Origin of the sequence: Prescottella subtropica, assembly GCF_005434945.1 — a bacterium.
GTDB classification, from domain to species: Bacteria; Actinomycetota; Actinomycetes; order Mycobacteriales; family Mycobacteriaceae; genus Prescottella; species Prescottella subtropica.
Map to the genome: position 1 here is coordinate 1 of NZ_SKCH01000007.1, position 14,938 is coordinate 14,938.

Annotated in this window: 13 protein-coding genes; 7 read left to right on the forward strand and 6 right to left on the reverse strand. The window is 70.3% G+C overall.

The window, feature by feature from the left end; genetic code table 11:
- Nucleotides 1–253: 253 nt before the first annotated feature.
- Nucleotides 254–409 (forward strand): hypothetical protein, encoded by a 156-nt coding sequence (locus E0497_RS20420; RefSeq protein ID WP_161987403.1) that lies wholly within the window; start codon nt 254–256, stop codon nt 407–409.
- A 221-nt stretch (nt 410–630) separates the two neighbouring features.
- Here E0497_RS20420 and E0497_RS08840 read toward each other — a convergent pair whose 3' ends face one another.
- Nucleotides 631–888, reverse strand: a complete 258-nt coding sequence (locus E0497_RS08840) for a hypothetical protein (protein ID WP_421958322.1) — start codon at nt 886–888, stop codon at nt 631–633.
- Nucleotides 889–1,090: 202 nt separating this feature from the next.
- On the opposite strand from E0497_RS08840, the gene E0497_RS08845 reads away from it, so the two are divergent.
- A complete protein-coding gene (locus E0497_RS08845; protein ID WP_137724573.1) occupies nt 1,091–2,455 on the forward strand; it encodes a lipase family protein in 1,365 nt (454 codons plus the stop codon).
- A 206-nt stretch (nt 2,456–2,661) separates the two neighbouring features.
- Here E0497_RS08845 and E0497_RS08850 read toward each other — a convergent pair whose 3' ends face one another.
- The 3 genes from E0497_RS08850 to E0497_RS08860 form a co-directional block, all read right to left on the reverse strand.
- Nucleotides 2,662–4,767 carry a 3-hydroxyacyl-CoA dehydrogenase NAD-binding domain-containing protein gene (locus E0497_RS08850; RefSeq protein WP_137724431.1) on the reverse strand — a complete coding sequence of 702 codons (2,106 nt, stop codon included), beginning with the start codon at nt 4,765–4,767 and terminating at the stop codon, nt 2,662–2,664.
- Nucleotides 4,768–5,985 (reverse strand): thiolase family protein, encoded by a 1,218-nt coding sequence (locus tag E0497_RS08855; RefSeq protein WP_137724432.1) that lies wholly within the window; start codon nt 5,983–5,985, stop codon nt 4,768–4,770.
- 120 nt (nt 5,986–6,105) lie between these two features.
- Complete coding sequence (locus E0497_RS08860; RefSeq protein WP_137724433.1) at nt 6,106–7,329, reverse strand: HRDC domain-containing protein; 1,224 nt, start codon at nt 7,327–7,329, stop codon at nt 6,106–6,108.
- A 195-nt stretch (nt 7,330–7,524) separates the two neighbouring features.
- Here E0497_RS08860 and E0497_RS08865 point away from each other — a divergent pair, with 195 nt between their 5' ends.
- A complete protein-coding gene (locus tag E0497_RS08865) occupies nt 7,525–8,376 on the forward strand; it encodes an alpha/beta fold hydrolase (RefSeq protein WP_137724434.1) in 852 nt (283 codons plus the stop codon).
- Here E0497_RS08865 and E0497_RS08870 read toward each other — a convergent pair.
- Complete coding sequence (locus tag E0497_RS08870; RefSeq protein ID WP_170312922.1) at nt 8,321–9,748, reverse strand: WS/DGAT/MGAT family O-acyltransferase; 1,428 nt, start codon at nt 9,746–9,748, stop codon at nt 8,321–8,323. The two genes, E0497_RS08865 and E0497_RS08870, sit on opposite strands and share 56 nt — an antisense overlap.
- Before the next feature lie 75 nt (nt 9,749–9,823).
- On the opposite strand from E0497_RS08870, the gene E0497_RS08875 reads away from it, so the two are divergent.
- Entirely contained in the window at nt 9,824–11,092 is a 1,269-nt protein-coding gene (locus tag E0497_RS08875; protein WP_479681065.1) for an alpha/beta hydrolase fold domain-containing protein, read from the forward strand.
- Here E0497_RS08875 and E0497_RS08880 read toward each other — a convergent pair.
- Complete coding sequence (locus E0497_RS08880; RefSeq protein ID WP_137724436.1) at nt 11,089–11,682, reverse strand: DUF3000 domain-containing protein; 594 nt, start codon at nt 11,680–11,682, stop codon at nt 11,089–11,091. The two genes, E0497_RS08875 and E0497_RS08880, sit on opposite strands and share 4 nt — an antisense overlap.
- A gap of 117 nt (nt 11,683–11,799) precedes the next feature.
- Between E0497_RS08880 and hemE the strand changes: the two genes are divergently transcribed.
- From hemE to hemQ, 3 genes are read left to right on the forward strand one after another with little or no spacing between them, the layout of a single operon-like run.
- Nucleotides 11,800–12,867, forward strand: coding sequence for a uroporphyrinogen decarboxylase (gene hemE / locus E0497_RS08885; RefSeq protein WP_137724575.1), 1,068 nt, complete (start codon nt 11,800–11,802; stop codon nt 12,865–12,867).
- Entirely contained in the window at nt 12,864–14,216 is a 1,353-nt protein-coding gene (locus tag E0497_RS08890; protein WP_137724437.1) for a protoporphyrinogen oxidase, read from the forward strand. The genes hemE and E0497_RS08890 overlap by 4 nt, the downstream gene beginning before the upstream one ends.
- Before the next feature lie 4 nt (nt 14,217–14,220).
- A complete protein-coding gene (hemQ, locus tag E0497_RS08895; protein ID WP_137724438.1) occupies nt 14,221–14,916 on the forward strand; it encodes a hydrogen peroxide-dependent heme synthase in 696 nt (231 codons plus the stop codon).
- Nucleotides 14,917–14,938 lie beyond the last annotated feature (22 nt).

The following is a 14,938-nucleotide window of genomic DNA, read 5'->3' on the forward strand; positions in this document are numbered from 1 at the left end:
AGCTCGGATAGGGCAGACTGGTCCAGGGCCATCGCGTGGTCTCCTTGTCGTGAGTTCCTTGGTCGGTACTCACAGAGCTTCACGCGGTGGCTCTTCCGCTTCCGGGACCGACACGGTCACGGATTCGGGGATCCCGGTTTACACCACCCCAGGGGACTCTCCCCAGAGGAGGGTGCATCGCACCAATTCCGGCCCGAACTTCTCGACCGAGCGGTGCGAGGAATGCGGCGTGACACGTGGTGCGGTGTCTTCCGTGAAGACCGTCGAGGCCGCAGCCGGAAAGGGGGAGGCGCAACGTAAGCGAGAAGAGAAAATTGCCCGAGCCGAACGCGAACTGGCCAAGGCGGAAAAGGCTGCGAAGGAAGCCCGCCGCAAGCTCGATGGACTACGGGCAGATGGCGCAGACTAGCGCCGACTCGGTCCTTCGCTGATCGCACTGGCGAGTTTCGGGCGGCGACGGTCGCGATGCCACCCCATCTTGCCCGCCGCCTCCGACAGCTTCGGCGTCAACTGTCCGAGTGCCCACGGGGTGGGGAGGACGCTGCCGCACTGTACGGCGCCCGGTCCGGATTGATCGCCGACAGAGTCTTGTCGCCGCACTCGGATCGAACTTCTCCTGCAGCCACGGCATCACCCGTTCATCTCCGCGCCGAGCGCGTAGACGACGTCCTGCGCGTTCCATCCCAACGTCACCAGCCGCTCGGGTCGCGACTCGATCGTGGTGTCGCCGAACATGTTCACGATCGTGACCGGGAACGCGCCGTCGGACACCGGCGCCGTGGTAGCCCCGTCGTCGGAGGCGGACGAGCAGGGCGGCAGTAGCGCGCCCATACCGAGAACGGCGGCCGCGGTCGTGAGGGACGGCGAGCGGAGGTCGGAAGAACGCAAGTGAGCCTAGCTTTGTTCACTCGGTAGTGGTTCGGGAGGAAGCGAATCCGTGATTCACGACACTACATACCGGCCGGTAAGTATCGTCACGGGGGATCGTGTGGCGGGTCGGATCGAACCGATGGGGGAGCACATGGTGTCGGACAGTGGGAAGCGGCAGGGCGTGCGGATGCTGCTCGCGGGGACGTTGGCGGCGGGCCTGATGGCCACGGGAGCGGGCACCGCCACCGCCGAATCATCCGCCGCCCCAGGATCACTCGGGTCCACAGGATCGCTCGGGTCGAGCGGCTCGGCAGGCTCCCTGTCCAGCGATCCGCCCGCGGTGCGGACCCCGAGCCTGGGGGAGGTGTTCAACGGGTTCGTCGTCGGCGCCCTCGACTCCGGCAACGCCGTCGGACGAGGGGAGGCGTTCCGGGCGCTGACGGCCCGCGACCCGTTCTACGACGAGCCGGCCCTCACAGGCCGGGAACGCCCCGGCACCGTCCTGAAAGCGCAACCGGTCGACGTCATGTTCCTCGGCTACCAGCCGGGCCGGATCGACGCCCACAAACTGATGTACGTCACCACCGGCCTCGACGGGGTCACCCCCGAGATCAGCACCGGCATCGTGATGATTCCCGTCGACGGCACGCCGGTGTCGCAGAAGAAGGTGGTCTCCTACCAGCAGGCCAACGACAGCGTCGGTGCCTACTGTCATCCGAGTTCGCAGTGGACGGGCCGCAATCCGCTCGACGGTTCGGCGTGGTCGGCGCTCGGCCCGCTGGCCCTGATGTTCGGCAAGGGCTACGCGGTCGTCATCTCCGACGTCGGCAACGACGCGGACCCCGACCCGCACGCCGTGTTCGCCGGACGGTTCGCCGGCCACGCCCAACTCGATGCCGTCCGCGCCGCGTTCGCGGCCCCGCGGATCGGACTGGACGCCCGCGCCCCGATCTCCCTGTTCGGTATCGCCGGCGGCGGTGTCGGTGCCGCGTTCGCCGCCGAGACGCAGCCGCAGTACGCGCCCGAGTTGAACGTGCGCTCGGCCGTCCTCGAGGGCATGGTCGTCGACCAGCGCAACTTCCTGCGGGTCGCCGACGGCTCCGTCGGCTCCGGGTTCGCGTTCGCCACCCTCCTCGGACTCGAACCGAAATACCCGCAGATGCGGATCGACGAGAAACTCACCCCCGTCGGCCGAGCGATCGCGGACGCCTACCGGGCGCAGTGCCAGACTCCCGCCTACTTCACTGCGCCGTTCGTGCCGTTGAAGACGTTCTTCGCGGGCGGGCAGAGTCCCGCCGACATCCCCGAATTCCAGCCGGTGTTCGACGACAACCGGCTCGGCACCCGGGCGCCCCGCGCGAAGGTCCTCATCGCGTCGTGCGCGAGAGACGACTCCCCGATGTCGCTGGTGCCCGCGCAGGACGCCCGCGACCTCGCCGACCGCTACCGGGCCGGCGGCACCGACGTCACCTACGCGCCCAGCGACTGCAGCATGGGCCGATTCCTCACCGACCTGTACGGGTGGGGCACCGACCTGTTCGGCATGCAGACGATCGACTGGGTCGACCGCACCTTCGGTAACTGAATCACGTTCTGCCCCCACCACCGTCGAGGAGACGATGCCCGATGTTCGATGCCTTCCTCACCGGCAGCAACTACATGCTCTCCCTCGGGCCCGTCGCGTTCGCCGAGGCATTCGGGCGTCTCTTCGGCTCCTGACCCCCGAGATCGACCCCCGAAACGCGGACCGGGCGCGCCCCCCGACAGGAAGCGCGCCCGGTCCGCCGCGGCTCAGACGCTCGCGACACCCTCGCCCAGGAACGGTTTTCCGTTCACGGCGACCGACGTGCCGGTGCGGTCCAGGTACGGGGTGATGCCGCCGTTCCAGAACCCGAACCCGCCGCCCAGGATCAGGCACAGGTCGATGTCCTCGGGGGCGGCGACGACACCCTCGTCGAGCATGATCCGGATCTCCTCGGCGAACGCGCGCCGCGTCCGCTCGAGCACCTGCTCGGACGTCGACGGCTGGTCGCCCTGACGCCACAGTGTGGCGACCTCCGGGTCGACGACCTGCCCCTGCTCGGTCCACGACCACACGCCCGGCCGGCGGGCCTCGACGATCGCCTCCAGGCCGGGGGACGGCCGGAACCGCTCCGGGTAGGCGGCGTGCAGGGTCTCCCCGGTGTGCAGCGCGATGGCCGGCCCGACCAGTGCGAGCAGCGTGAACGGCGTCATCGGCATGCCGATCTCGCCGAGCGCGGTGTCGGCGACGTCGAACGGGGTGCCCTCGTCGACGGCGTTCATCACCTCGCCGAGCGCGCGGATGAGCAGCCGGTTGAACACGAAACCGGGCTTGTCCGCGGAGCCGACCGCCGACTTCTTCAGCGCCTTCGCGGTGGCGAACGCGGTGGCGAGGGTGGCATCGTCCGTCCGGTCACCCTTGACGACCTCGAGCAGCGGCAGCACCGCGACCGGATTGAAGAAGTGGAAGCCCACCACCCGCTCGGGATGCTGCAGATCCGACGCCATCTCGGTGATCGACAGCGACGACGTGTTCGTCGCCAGCACCGTCTCCGGGGAGACGTACTGCTCGAGTTCGGCGAACACCTGCTTCTTGACGTCCATGTTCTCGAACACGGCCTCGATGACGAAGTCCGTGTTCGCGAACGCGGCCTTGTCCAGCGACCCGGTGACCAGTGCCTTGAGCCGGTTCGCGCCGTCCACCGACAGTCGGCCCCTGCCGAGCAGCTTGTCGATCTCGCCGTGCACGTAGCCGACGCCCTTGTCGATGCGCTCCTGATCGATGTCGGTGAGGATCACCGGCACCTTCAGCTGCTTGACGAACAGCATCGCCAACTGGCTGGCCATCAGGCCCGCACCCACGATGCCGACCCCGGTGATCTTCCGGGCCAGCGACCGGTCCGGCGCCCCGGCGGGACGCTTGGCCCGCTTGTTCACCAGATCGAACGCGTACAGCCCGGCCCGCAACTCGTCGGTCACGAGCAGGTCCGCGAGGGCCTCGTCCTCGGCGGCGAACCCGGCGTCCAGCGACGCGGCATCCGTCAGATCCGTGTTCCGGGCGCGGTCGAGCAGCGCGACGGTGCGGACCGCGCCGAGCGCGTTGTTCGACGTCTTGGCAGCCACGAGCGCCGTCGCCCGTGCGATCGCCGCATCCCAGCCGGCGCCGCGGTCGATCTCCGGACGCGCCGGGGTGATCTCCCCGGCGAGGACCTGCGCGGCCCATGCGAGGGACTGCTCGACGAAGTCGGCCGACCCGAGCACCACATCCGCGATGCCGAGCTCGAGCGCCTTCTTGGAATTGATCACCTTGCCGTTGGCGAGCGGATTCTCGATCGCCACGGTCACCGCGTTCGACGGCCCGATCAGGTTGGGCAGCAACTGCGTTCCACCCCAGCCCGGCACCAGGCCGAGCATCGCCTCGGGCAGGCCGAGCGCGCCCACGTTGTCGGCGTACGTGCGGTAGTGGCAGTGCAGACCCACCTCGAGGCCGCCGCCGAGCGCGACCCCGTTCACGAACGCGAACGTCGGCACCGACGACTCGCGCAGCCGACGGAACACCTTGTGCCCCAACCGGCCCAGCTCGAGACCCTGCTCGCGGGACGTGATCGACGGGACCCCCTTGAGGTCGGCGCCCGCCGCGAAGATGAACGGCTTGCCGGTGACCGCGATCGCGGCCGGGTTCGCGGCGAACGCGTCGTCGAGGGCCCGGTCGAACGACAGCAGGCCACGCGGACCGAACGAGTTCGGCTTGGTGTGGTCGAACCCGTTGTCGAGGGTGATCAGTGCGACCGGCCCGTCGATCCCGGGCACCGCGACCAGCTTGGTGTAGGCGTTCGTCACGACCTCGTCGGCGAAAGCGCTTGCAATGTCGGTCATCTACTTCACTCCAGCCTGGTAGTCGGCATGGTGGGGGTTCTCCCAGACGACGCTGCCGCCCATGCCCAGACCGATGCACATGGTGGTCAGGCCGTAGCGGACGGACGGGTTCTGCGCGAACTGGTGGGACAGCTGCGTCATGAGCCGCACCCCCGATGAGGCGAGTGGATGGCCGCACGCGATCGCGCCACCCCACTGGTTGACGCGTGGATCGTCGTCGGCGATGCCGAAGTGCTCGAGGAACGCGAGGACCTGCACCGCGAACGCCTCGTTGATCTCGAACAGGCCGATGTCGTCGATGCTCAGACCGGTGCGGGCCAGGACCTTCTCGGTCGCCGGGACCGGGCCGATACCCATGACCGCGGGATCGACACCCGCGAACGCGAACCCGACCATGCGCATCCCGACCGGCAGACCCAGTTCGGCGGCGGTGTCCTCACCGGCGAGCAGGCACGCGGTGGCACCGTCGTTGAGGCCCGCCGCGTTACCGGCGGTGATCCGGCCGTGCGGACGGAACGGCGTCTTGAGTGACGCGAGACTCTCGAGCGTGGTGCCCGGACGCGGCGGCTCGTCCGCGGTGGCCAGACCCCAGCCGTCGACGGCGCGGGTCGCGACCGGCACCAGGGTGTCGGCCAGGTGCCCGGCGGCGCGGGCGGCCTCGTACTTGTCCTGCGACGCGACGGCGTAGGCGTCGGTGCGCGCCTTGGTGATCGACGGGAACCGGTCGTGCAGGTTCTCGGCGGTGTTGCCCATCACCAGTGCGGACGGGTCGACCAGACGGTCGGCGAGGAACCGCGGGTTCGGATCGGCGCCCTGCCCCATCGGATGGTGGCCCATGTGCTCGACGCCGCCGGCGACGACCACGTCGTACTGGCCGAAACCGATACCGGACGCGGTGGTGGTCACGGCGGTCATCGCACCGGCGCACATGCGGTCGATCGCGAATCCGGGGACGGTCTCGGGCAGGCCCGCGAGGATCGCGGACGTGCGGCCGATCGTCAGACCCTGATCGCCGGTCTGGGTGGTCGCGGCGATCGCGACCTCGTCGATCCGGGCGGGATCGAGCGCAGGGTTGCGGCGCAGCAGTTCGCGGATCGCCTTGACGACGAGGTCGTCGGCGCGGGTCTCGGCGTAGATGCCCTTCGGCCCGGCCTTGCCGAACGGCGTGCGGATGCCGTCGACGAAGACGACGTTTCTCTGAGTAGCGGAAGCAGCCACGCTGGATTCCTCCTGGCGGGAACGATGCGGAAACGACGGGCACGAGACCCGTCACGCACCACTGTAGCGCTGATTACCCGTCAGTAACATACGGGGTGCCGGCGTGGCTGCTTCCGCAGGTCAGGACTGTGCGCGCACCGCATCGACCAGGATCGGACCGACCAGTTCGCGCTGCCACGGGCGGGCCCCACCGGCGGCGAGCGCGTCGTCGACCGACACCGGTCGCTCCCAGCACACCCGCCGCACCAGATCGGGGCTCAGCAGGTTCTCCACCGGCACGTGGACGCGTTCGCTCAGCGCCGTGATCCCAGCCTTCGCGGCGGCCAGCCGGGCCGCGGCCTCGGGATCCTTGCGGGCCCACCGGCTCGCCGGCGGGGGACCGGTGAACGGCTGGTTCACCGGCGGCAGGTCGGCGTCCGGCAGCGCCCGGGCACGTTCGAGCGCGGCCAGCCAGATGCGCGACGACCGGCGTTGCCGCGGCCCGCCGAACACCGGCAGCTTCCGCAGCGCCTCGATCGATGTCGGATCGGCGGTCGCCGCCGCCACGATTGCAGAATCGGGCAGGATGCGGCTCGGGGAGATGTCCCGCTTGGCGGCGATCTCGTCCCGCGCGGTCCACAATTCCCGCACCGCCGCCAGTTGGCGGGGGCTCTTGAGACTGTGGATCTGCGACGTGCGTCGCCACCGGTCCGGCTTGGGCTGCGGCGGCCCGGCCTGGCGGACATGCTCGAACTCCTGCGCCGCCCACTGGGTCTTGTCCTGGGCGGCAAGCTCACTCACCATCGCCTCGCGCAGCTCGAGGAGAACCTCGACGTCGAGGGCCGCGTAGTTGAGCCACGAGTCCGGCAGCGGCCGGGTGGACCAGTCGGCGGCGCCGTGCCCCTTGCGCAGTTCCAGGCCGAGGGTGCGTTCGACGATCGCCGCGAGCCCGACCCGGTCGAATCCGGCCAGCCGACCCGCCAATTCGGTGTCGAACAGGGCCGCGGGTGCGAGACCCAACTCGGCCAGGCACGGCAGATCCTGGTCTGCCGAGTGCAGCACCCATTCGAGGCCGCCTATCGCATCGGCCAGCGGCGCCAGATCACCGGCGGTGGGGATCGGGTCGAGCAGGAACGATCCGGCACCCTCCCGGCGCAACTGCACCAGATAGGCCCGCGACGAATACCGGAACCCGGACGCCCGCTCGGCATCCACCGCGAGCGGCCCCGTCCCGGCGGCCAGACGCTCGGCGGCGTCCCGCACCCCCGCGGCGGTCTCGATCACCGGCGGCACCCCGTCGGCCGGGACCAGCAGCGGCACGGGAACGGGGGTGGATTCTGCGGGGGATTCGGTGGACTCTGGCATAAGGCAGAACTCTACGTGCCCCGCCACCGTCGTCCCGGAACCTCCACCACAGCGGCGAAACCGACGCCACCCGTTGACATATCGACGAATTCCGGCAATTGTGTCAAATGTTGGACAAGTGACCGACAACTTTCCAGGGCGCGCCGGGGATTTCGGGGCAGGTGCGGCCGGACCGTCGAACCGGAAGGTGATTCGATGCTCAACCTCGCGGCCGCCGTGGCGCCCGTCGGTGCACTACCGACCGGATCGATGGTGGAACTTCCCGGTCGGGGCAGCACATACGTGCTCGACACCGGAGCCCGTGCCGGACACGACGACCGGCCCACGCTCGTGCTGCTGCACGCCCTCGCCTGCACCGGCACCCTCACCTGGTATCCGGTGATCGACAAGCTCGCCGAGAAGGCGCGGGTCGTCGTCCTCGACCAGCGCTGGCACGGCCGGGGCATCCGCTCCGAGCGGTTCACCCTCGAGGACTGCGCCGACGACGTCGTCGCGCTCGCCGACGTCCTGGGTATCGAGCGGGTCGTCCCGGTCGGCTACTCGATGGGATCGCTGGTCTCCCAGCTGGTCTGGAAGCGGCACCGGGACCGGACCGCCGGCCTGGTGCTGTGCGCGGGTGCCGCGCACTTCAAGCGGAACTCGCGTGAGCGGATCGCGCTCGAATCGCTCAGCGCCGGCCTCGGCGCGCTCAAGCCCCGGCCCGGCCCGGTCCCGGTGGGCGGGCCGCGACTCGGCGGCGACCGGGTGTGGGCGTACGCCCAGTTCCGGGAGACCAGCTACGGCGCGATCGGCCGCGCCACCGCCGAGATCGGCAAATTCGACTCCACCGCGTGGGTCGGCGACATCGACGTCCCCACCGCGGTCGTGGTCCCCACCAGGGACCTCATCATCCCGCCGCGGCGCCAGCGCTGGCTCGCCCGCCAGATCGCCGGCGCCGCAACGTACGAGGTGAACTGCGGTCACTCCGCCTGCGTCATGGACGCGGGCCCGTTCACCGAGGGGCTACAGGCTGCTTCTGCGTCCGTGCTTGCGCGCGTGCTGCCGTGACCAGCTCGGCCAGCGCCTCGGGGAACGCGTCCGCCAGATCCCACAGGTGCGGGGCCAGTTCCTTGCACGACACCAGGCCGACGTCCAGGCGGCCCTCGAGCGACATCACCGTCACGTTGAGGCCGGCCCCGTGGAACACCGGTCCGAGCGGATACATCTGCTTGATCCGCGCGCCGAGGAAGTACAGCGGCATCGGCGGACCCGGCACGTTCGAGACCACCAGGTTGTGCACCACCGGGTGACGCTCGGCGAGCTTGAGCTTGGAGTACACGCGCATCGCGCTGCCGAACGTGGCCGGGGCGGCGAACTGCGCCCAGTCCTGCAGCAGCGTCGCCCCCAGCGACTCGGCGTGATGGTTCTTGTTGATCGCGTTGTGCTCGGCGATGAAGTGCAACCGCTCCACCGGATCGGCGATGTCGGTGCCGAGCTGCGTGAACATCACCGAGATCTGGTTGGTACCCGGCCGATCCGACTTGTCGTGCACCGACACCGGAACCGTCGCGACCAGTGAGCTGTCGGGCAGCTCGTTGCGGTCCTCGAGGTACTTGCGCAGGGCGCCGGCGCACAGCGTCAGCACGACGTCGTTCACCTTCACCCCGAACGCGTTCTTGACCAGCTTGACGTCGTCGAGGCTCAGTTCCTTGTAGGCGAGGATCCGTCGGCCGGTGATCGCGCCGTTGAACGATGTGCGCGGCGCCGTGAACGGCGTCGGCATCGCCTTGCCCTCGCGGGCCCGGCCGATCCAGCGGAACGGCAGCGTGACACTCTCGGGCAGCAGCTTGGCCATCTTCAGCGGCCGCGACGCGAACGACAGCAGGCCGCCGAGCGCGATGTCGAGCGACGACGCACGTCCCGCACCCTCGGGCAGTTCGTCGAGCTCCGGACGCGGGGCGTCCGGTTCGAGACCGCACAGCTGCGACATCAGATTCGAGCCGGTGACCCCGTCGACGTTGGCGTGGTGCATCTTCGACATCACCGCGACCGAGCCGTCCTCGAGACCCTCGATGACGTACATGTCCCACAGCGGGCGGGAGCGGTCCATCGGCTGGCTGGCGATGGAGCTGCACAGCTCGGACAGCTCGTCGCGGCCGCCCGGTGCGGGCACCGCGATGCGGTGGAAGTGCCGGTCGATGTCGAAATCGGTGTCGTCGACCCACACCGGATGGTCCAGGTTGAACCGGCTGTCCTCGAGCCGGCGCTTGAAGCTCGGCATGGCCTTCACCCGTGCCGCGAGTTCGTCGCGTAGTTTTGCGAAGGAGTAACCACCCGGGACGGTGGTGCCGTCCAGGATGATCAGGCCGCACACGTGCAGCATCTGCGTCGGGGTTTCGAGGTACAGGAAGCTGGCGTCCATCCCACTGAGTCTCTCCATGCAGCTAACGGTAGAACCTGTTCTAACTTCCCGTATGCGTTGTGACAAAGGTCATGCTTGAATGTGTTTATGACCATCGGTAACGCGTTCTTGTTCCGACAAATAGCAACCCTCGGGGCGACGGTAAATGCGCTTCGTCCGATTCCGGGCATGCCGCTGTCGGTGCCGACGTTCCTGTCCGGCTGGCTCACCGCCGAACTTGCTCCACAGTTGCTTGCCGTGACCGTCGCCGATGCCGCGCAGCGTGTCGTCCGCCGGGGTGTGCGCACGCCCGGCGACGCCGCGGGACTCGCCCTGGCCGGTCTGTCGATCGCGGGTCTCACCGCGGTGATCGGCGAAGCTCGCGGGGCCCGCCACGAGTCCGAGTCCGCGCTCACCGAAGCGCTCGGCGCCGACTACCGCACCGTCGCCGGCCGGGACGGGGCCGACGCCCGATCGTCGTGGCGGCAGCTCGCGATGCCGTTCCGGGTCCGCCGCGACGACGTAGTCCGCGTCCGTGATCTCGCGTACGCGCCGGGCGGGCGACGCTTCCGCGTCGACGTCTACCACCGCCGCGACACCCCGGCGAACGCGCCGATCCTGCTGCAGATCCACGGCGGCGGCTGGGTGTTCGGCAGCAAGGACGACCAGGGGATCCCGCTCATGATGGAGATGGCGTCCCGCGGTTGGGTGTGTGCGGCGGTCAACTATCCGCTGTCCCCGAAGGCGGTGTGGCCGGCGCACCTGATCGCGATCAAGCAGGCCGTCGCCTGGCTGCGGGACAACGCCGCCACGTACGGCGGCGACCCCCGGTTCGTGGCGGTCACCGGCGGCTCCGCGGGCGGACACCTTGCGGCGATGCTCGCCCTCACCGCCGACGAACCCGGACTGCAGCCCGGATTCGAGGACGCCGACACCTCGATCCAGGCGTGCGCCCCGCACTACGGGGTCTACGACTTCACCGGCGAGACCGGGATCAAGGCCACCCGACAGCGCGTCGAATCCGGGCTGATGCCGATGGTTCTCGGCAAGAAGGCGCGCTTCCCGCAGGACTACGCGGCCGCGTCCCCGCTGTGTCACCTGCGCGCCGACGCGCCCCCGTTCTTCGTCGTCCACGGCACGAGCGACTCGTTCATCCCGGTCGCCGAGGCCCGCGAGTTCGTCCGCCGACTCCGGGACGTCTCCGACAGCCCCGTCGCCTACGCGGAACTGCGCGGCGCCCAGCACGCGTTCGACATCTTCCCGTCCATCCGGTCCGCTGCCGTCGTGCAGGCCGTCGCCGACTTCCTGGACTGGACCCGGGCCCGGCAGCAGGCAGGTATGAGGGATGCAGCGGACGTAGTGGAGGCCGAGAACGTCGGCTAGTGGCCGTCGAGGCGGGTGACCCCCGCAGGCGGCAGCCCGGCCGCGTACGCGAGGACGTCGCAGAACGCCTCGACGTGCGCGGCCAGCGCCGACGGTGTCGGCGTCCACGACGCCCGCACCTCCAACTGGTGGGCGTGCGGGGGTCCGGCGATGTCCCCGAACCGTACCGAACTGGTCGCCGTCACCGTCCCGCCCAGGGCGACCACCTCACCGGTCCGCGCGGCGAGGGTGTCGACCAGCCAACTCCACGCGACCTCCGGCAGCAGCGGATCGGCGGCCAGCGCCGATTCGATGTCGGCCTGGATGTAGGCGACCAGACGCATCGTGCCGTTCCAGGCGTCGTCGCCGTCCGGGTCGTGCAGCAGGATCAGCCGCCCGAACGCGTCACTGTCGGAGTGTTCCGCAACCGCATCGACAGCGCCGTCGCCGGGGTGACGCACCTCGGCGCCGAGCGCGAAACTGTAGGGGGCGAGCCGCTGCGGCGGCCGGATCGGACCGACCTCGATGCCGGGATGAACGACAGCCGTGTTCATCGCTTCGACGGCGGCGCGGAATTCGGCGGGTTCGTCGGTTGCTCGCGGGGTCGTCACACCTGCGGACGGTAGACGCCACTCCTGGTGGGGCGGGGGAGGCGCGCCGATTCTCCGGACGCGCCCGGTCATGGCAGCATGAACCGCGTGAGCGGCTTGGAAGATACGAACGCAGGTATGGCGGGGCGCGTCGACTACCCGTCCCGACGAGTTCTCGACGACGCACCGTTGCTGGCGGCGGCCACCGGCCGCGCCCCGAAGCATCGGCCGGTGTGGTTCATGCGGCAGGCCGGACGGTCGCTGCCCGAGTACCGGGAGATCCGCGCCGGGGTCGGCATGCTCGAATCCTGCTTCGACCCGGAACTGGTCTGCGAGATCACGATGCAGCCGGTGCGCCGGCACAAGGTGGACGCGGCGATCCTGTTCTCCGACATCGTCGTCCCCCTCAAGGCCGCCGGCATCGACCTCGACATCGTCGCCGGTGTCGGCCCGGTCGTCGCGAACCCGGTGCGGACGGTCGCGGATGTCGACGCGCTGCCGCGGCTCGTGCCCGACGAGGTCGGCGCCGTCGCCCGCGCAGTGCGGCTGCTGACCACCGAACTCGGGGACACCCCACTGATCGGGTTCGCCGGTGCCCCGTTCACGCTCGCGTCGTACCTCGTCGAGGGCGGCCCGAGCCGTAACCACGAGCGCACCAAGGCGCTCATGCACGCCGACCCGAAGACGTGGCACACGCTGCTGGGACGCATCACCGACATCACGATCGCGTTCCTGCAGGCGCAGCTGCACGCCGGTGTCGACGCGGTGCAGCTGTTCGACTCGTGGGCCGGGGCGCTGTCCCTCGCCGAGTACCGGCAGTTCGTGTTCCCGCACTCCGAGCGGGTGTTCGCGGAGGTCGCGTCCGCGGGTGTGCCGCGCATCCACTTCGGGGTCGGCACCGGCGAGCTGCTCGGCGCGATGGGGGAGGCCGGCGCGGACGTCGTCGGCGTCGACTGGCGTATCCCCCTCGACGTCGCGGCCCGCCGCGTCGGACCGGGCAAGGGACTGCAGGGCAACCTCGATCCGGCGGTGCTGTTCGCCGGCCGGGACGCTGTCGAAACGCAGGTGCGCCGCATCTGCCGCGAGGCCGACGCCGCACTCGCCGCCGGCGCCACCGGGCACATCTTCAACCTCGGGCACGGGGTGCTGCCGGACACCGATCCGGCCGTGATCACCGATGTCGTGGAGCTGGTGCACTCGCTGTGACCAGGGTTGCGGTCGTCGGCGGCGGCGTCACGGGTCTCGTCGCCGCCTACCGGCTGCGGCAGCAGCTCGGCGGCGACGCCGACATCGTGCTCGTCGAGGCCACGATGCGGCTCGGCGGCAAACTGCGGACGATCCCGCTCGCGGGCGGGCCGGTCGACGTGGGCGCCGAGGCGTTCCTCGCCCGCCGGCCCGAGGTGTCCGATCTGATCGCCGAACTCGGCCTCGGCGATCAGCTGGTGTATCCGGCCGGACGGCAGCCGCTGATCTGGTCGCAGGGCGCACTGCACCCGCTGCCGACGCGCACCCTGATGGGTATCCCGTCGACCGCGGCATCCGTCGCCGGTCTCGTCGACGACGCCACCTGCGCCCGCATCACCGCAGAACCGTCGGTGCCGCTGGAGTGGGACCGCGCGTCCGACATGTCGGTGGCCGCGCTGGTGGCCGCCCGGTTCGGGGAGCAAGTGGTGCGCCGCAGCGTCGACCCGCTGCTCGGCGGCGTGTACTCGGGCCTGGCCGAATCGATCGGGGTCCGGGCCGCGCTACCGACGCTCGCCGCCGCCCTCGACGGCGGGGCGACGAGCCTCACCGAGGCGGTCGCCGCGGCCCTGCCCACCCCCGCACCCGGACCGGTGTTCGGGGCGCTGCGCGGCGGCTACGCCGCCCTGCTCGAGGCCCTGCGCGACGCGGCCCGCCCCCGCATCCTCACCGGCACCGCCGCGACCGGACTGCGCCGGGACGGCGACGGCTGGTGGCTCGACCCCGTCGGCCGGGTCGACGGGGTGGTTCTCGCCGTGCCCGCGCCGCAGGTGGCGGAGCTGGTCGCCGACGCCACACCCGCCCTCTCCGACGCGGTCTCCGGGATCGAACTGGCGTCGTCGGCGGTCGTCGCGCTCGCCCTCCCGGCGCACGCGGCACTGCCGGAGAACTCCGGCATCCTCGTCGCCACAGGAGAAGCGTTGGGCGCCAAGGCGTTCACGCTGTCGAGCCGCAAGTGGCCGCACCTCGCGGAACGGAACGTCACCCTGGTGCGGGCGTCGTACGGACGATTCGGGGACGCCGCCGTCGTCGACCTGCCCGACACCGACCTGATCGCGCGGGCCCGCGCCGACCTCGCCACCGTCACCGGCGTCGACGACGCACCCGTCGACGCGTTCGTCCAGCGCTGGCACGGCGGGCTGCCGCAGTACGCGCCCGGCCACCTCGGCCGGGTCGCCGCGACCGAGGCGACCGCCGCGGACGTCGAAGGCCTCGAGGTCGCGGGCGCCTACCTGCACGGAGTGGGGGTCCCGGCGTGCGTCGCGTCGGCGACGACGGCGGCGACCCGGCTCGCGGCGCGAGTGGCAGGATGAGGCCATGGCACGCCTCGATTACGACAAACTCAACTCCACCCTCCGCTACGGCATGTTCTCCGTGTTCCAGGCCCAGCCCGGTGTCCTCGGCGAGGACCGCGCCGCCGCGGTGAAGAACGCGCAGGACTTCTTCGACTCCTACGCCGACTCGGACGTCGAACTGCGCGGCATCTACGACGTCGCCGGCCTGCGCGCCGACGCCGACTACATGATCTGGACGCACGCGGAACGGCTCGAGGACCTGCAGAAGCTGTACAAGGACTTCCGCCGCACCACCGACCTCGGCCAGGCCAGCGACCCGGTGTGGTCCAACGTGTGCCTGCACCGTCCCGCCGAGTTCAACAAGAGCCACCTGCCGGCGTTCGTCGCGGGCGAGGAGCCGGGCGACTACATCTGCGTCTACCCGTTCGTCCGCTCCTACGAGTGGTACCTGCTGCCCGACGCCGAACGCCGCAAGATGCTCGCCGACCACGGCAAGGAAGCCCGCGACTACCCGGACGTGCGCGCCAACACCGTCCCCGCATTCGCGCTCGGCGACTACGAATGGCTCCTCGCATTCGAGGCCCCCGCGATGGACCGCATCGTCGACCTCATGCGCGACCTGCGCGCCACCGAAGCCCGCATGCACGTCCGCGAGGAGACCCCGTTCTTCTCCGGCCCGCGCGTGAGCGTCGAGCAGCTGGTCACCGAACTGCCGTAAGGCTGCCTCGATGTCCCGGAGT

Excerpts from the sequence above, each read along its gene's own strand:
- E0497_RS08845 (WP_137724573.1), top strand. The coding sequence starts at position 1,091 with ATGGCCACGGGAGCGGGCACCGCCACCGCCGAATCATCCGCCGCCCCA.
- E0497_RS08850 (WP_137724431.1), bottom strand. The coding sequence starts at position 4,767 with ATGACCGACATTGCAAGCGCTTTCGCCGACGAGGTCGTGACGAACGCC.
- E0497_RS08860 (WP_137724433.1), bottom strand. The coding sequence starts at position 7,329 with ATGCCAGAGTCCACCGAATCCCCCGCAGAATCCACCCCCGTTCCCGTG.
- E0497_RS08865 (WP_137724434.1), top strand. The coding sequence starts at position 7,525 with ATGCTCAACCTCGCGGCCGCCGTGGCGCCCGTCGGTGCACTACCGACC.
- E0497_RS08870 (WP_170312922.1), bottom strand. The coding sequence starts at position 9,748 with ATGGAGAGACTCAGTGGGATGGACGCCAGCTTCCTGTACCTCGAAACC.
- hemE (WP_137724575.1), top strand. The coding sequence starts at position 11,800 with ATGGCGGGGCGCGTCGACTACCCGTCCCGACGAGTTCTCGACGACGCA.
- hemQ (WP_137724438.1), top strand. The coding sequence starts at position 14,221 with ATGGCACGCCTCGATTACGACAAACTCAACTCCACCCTCCGCTACGGC.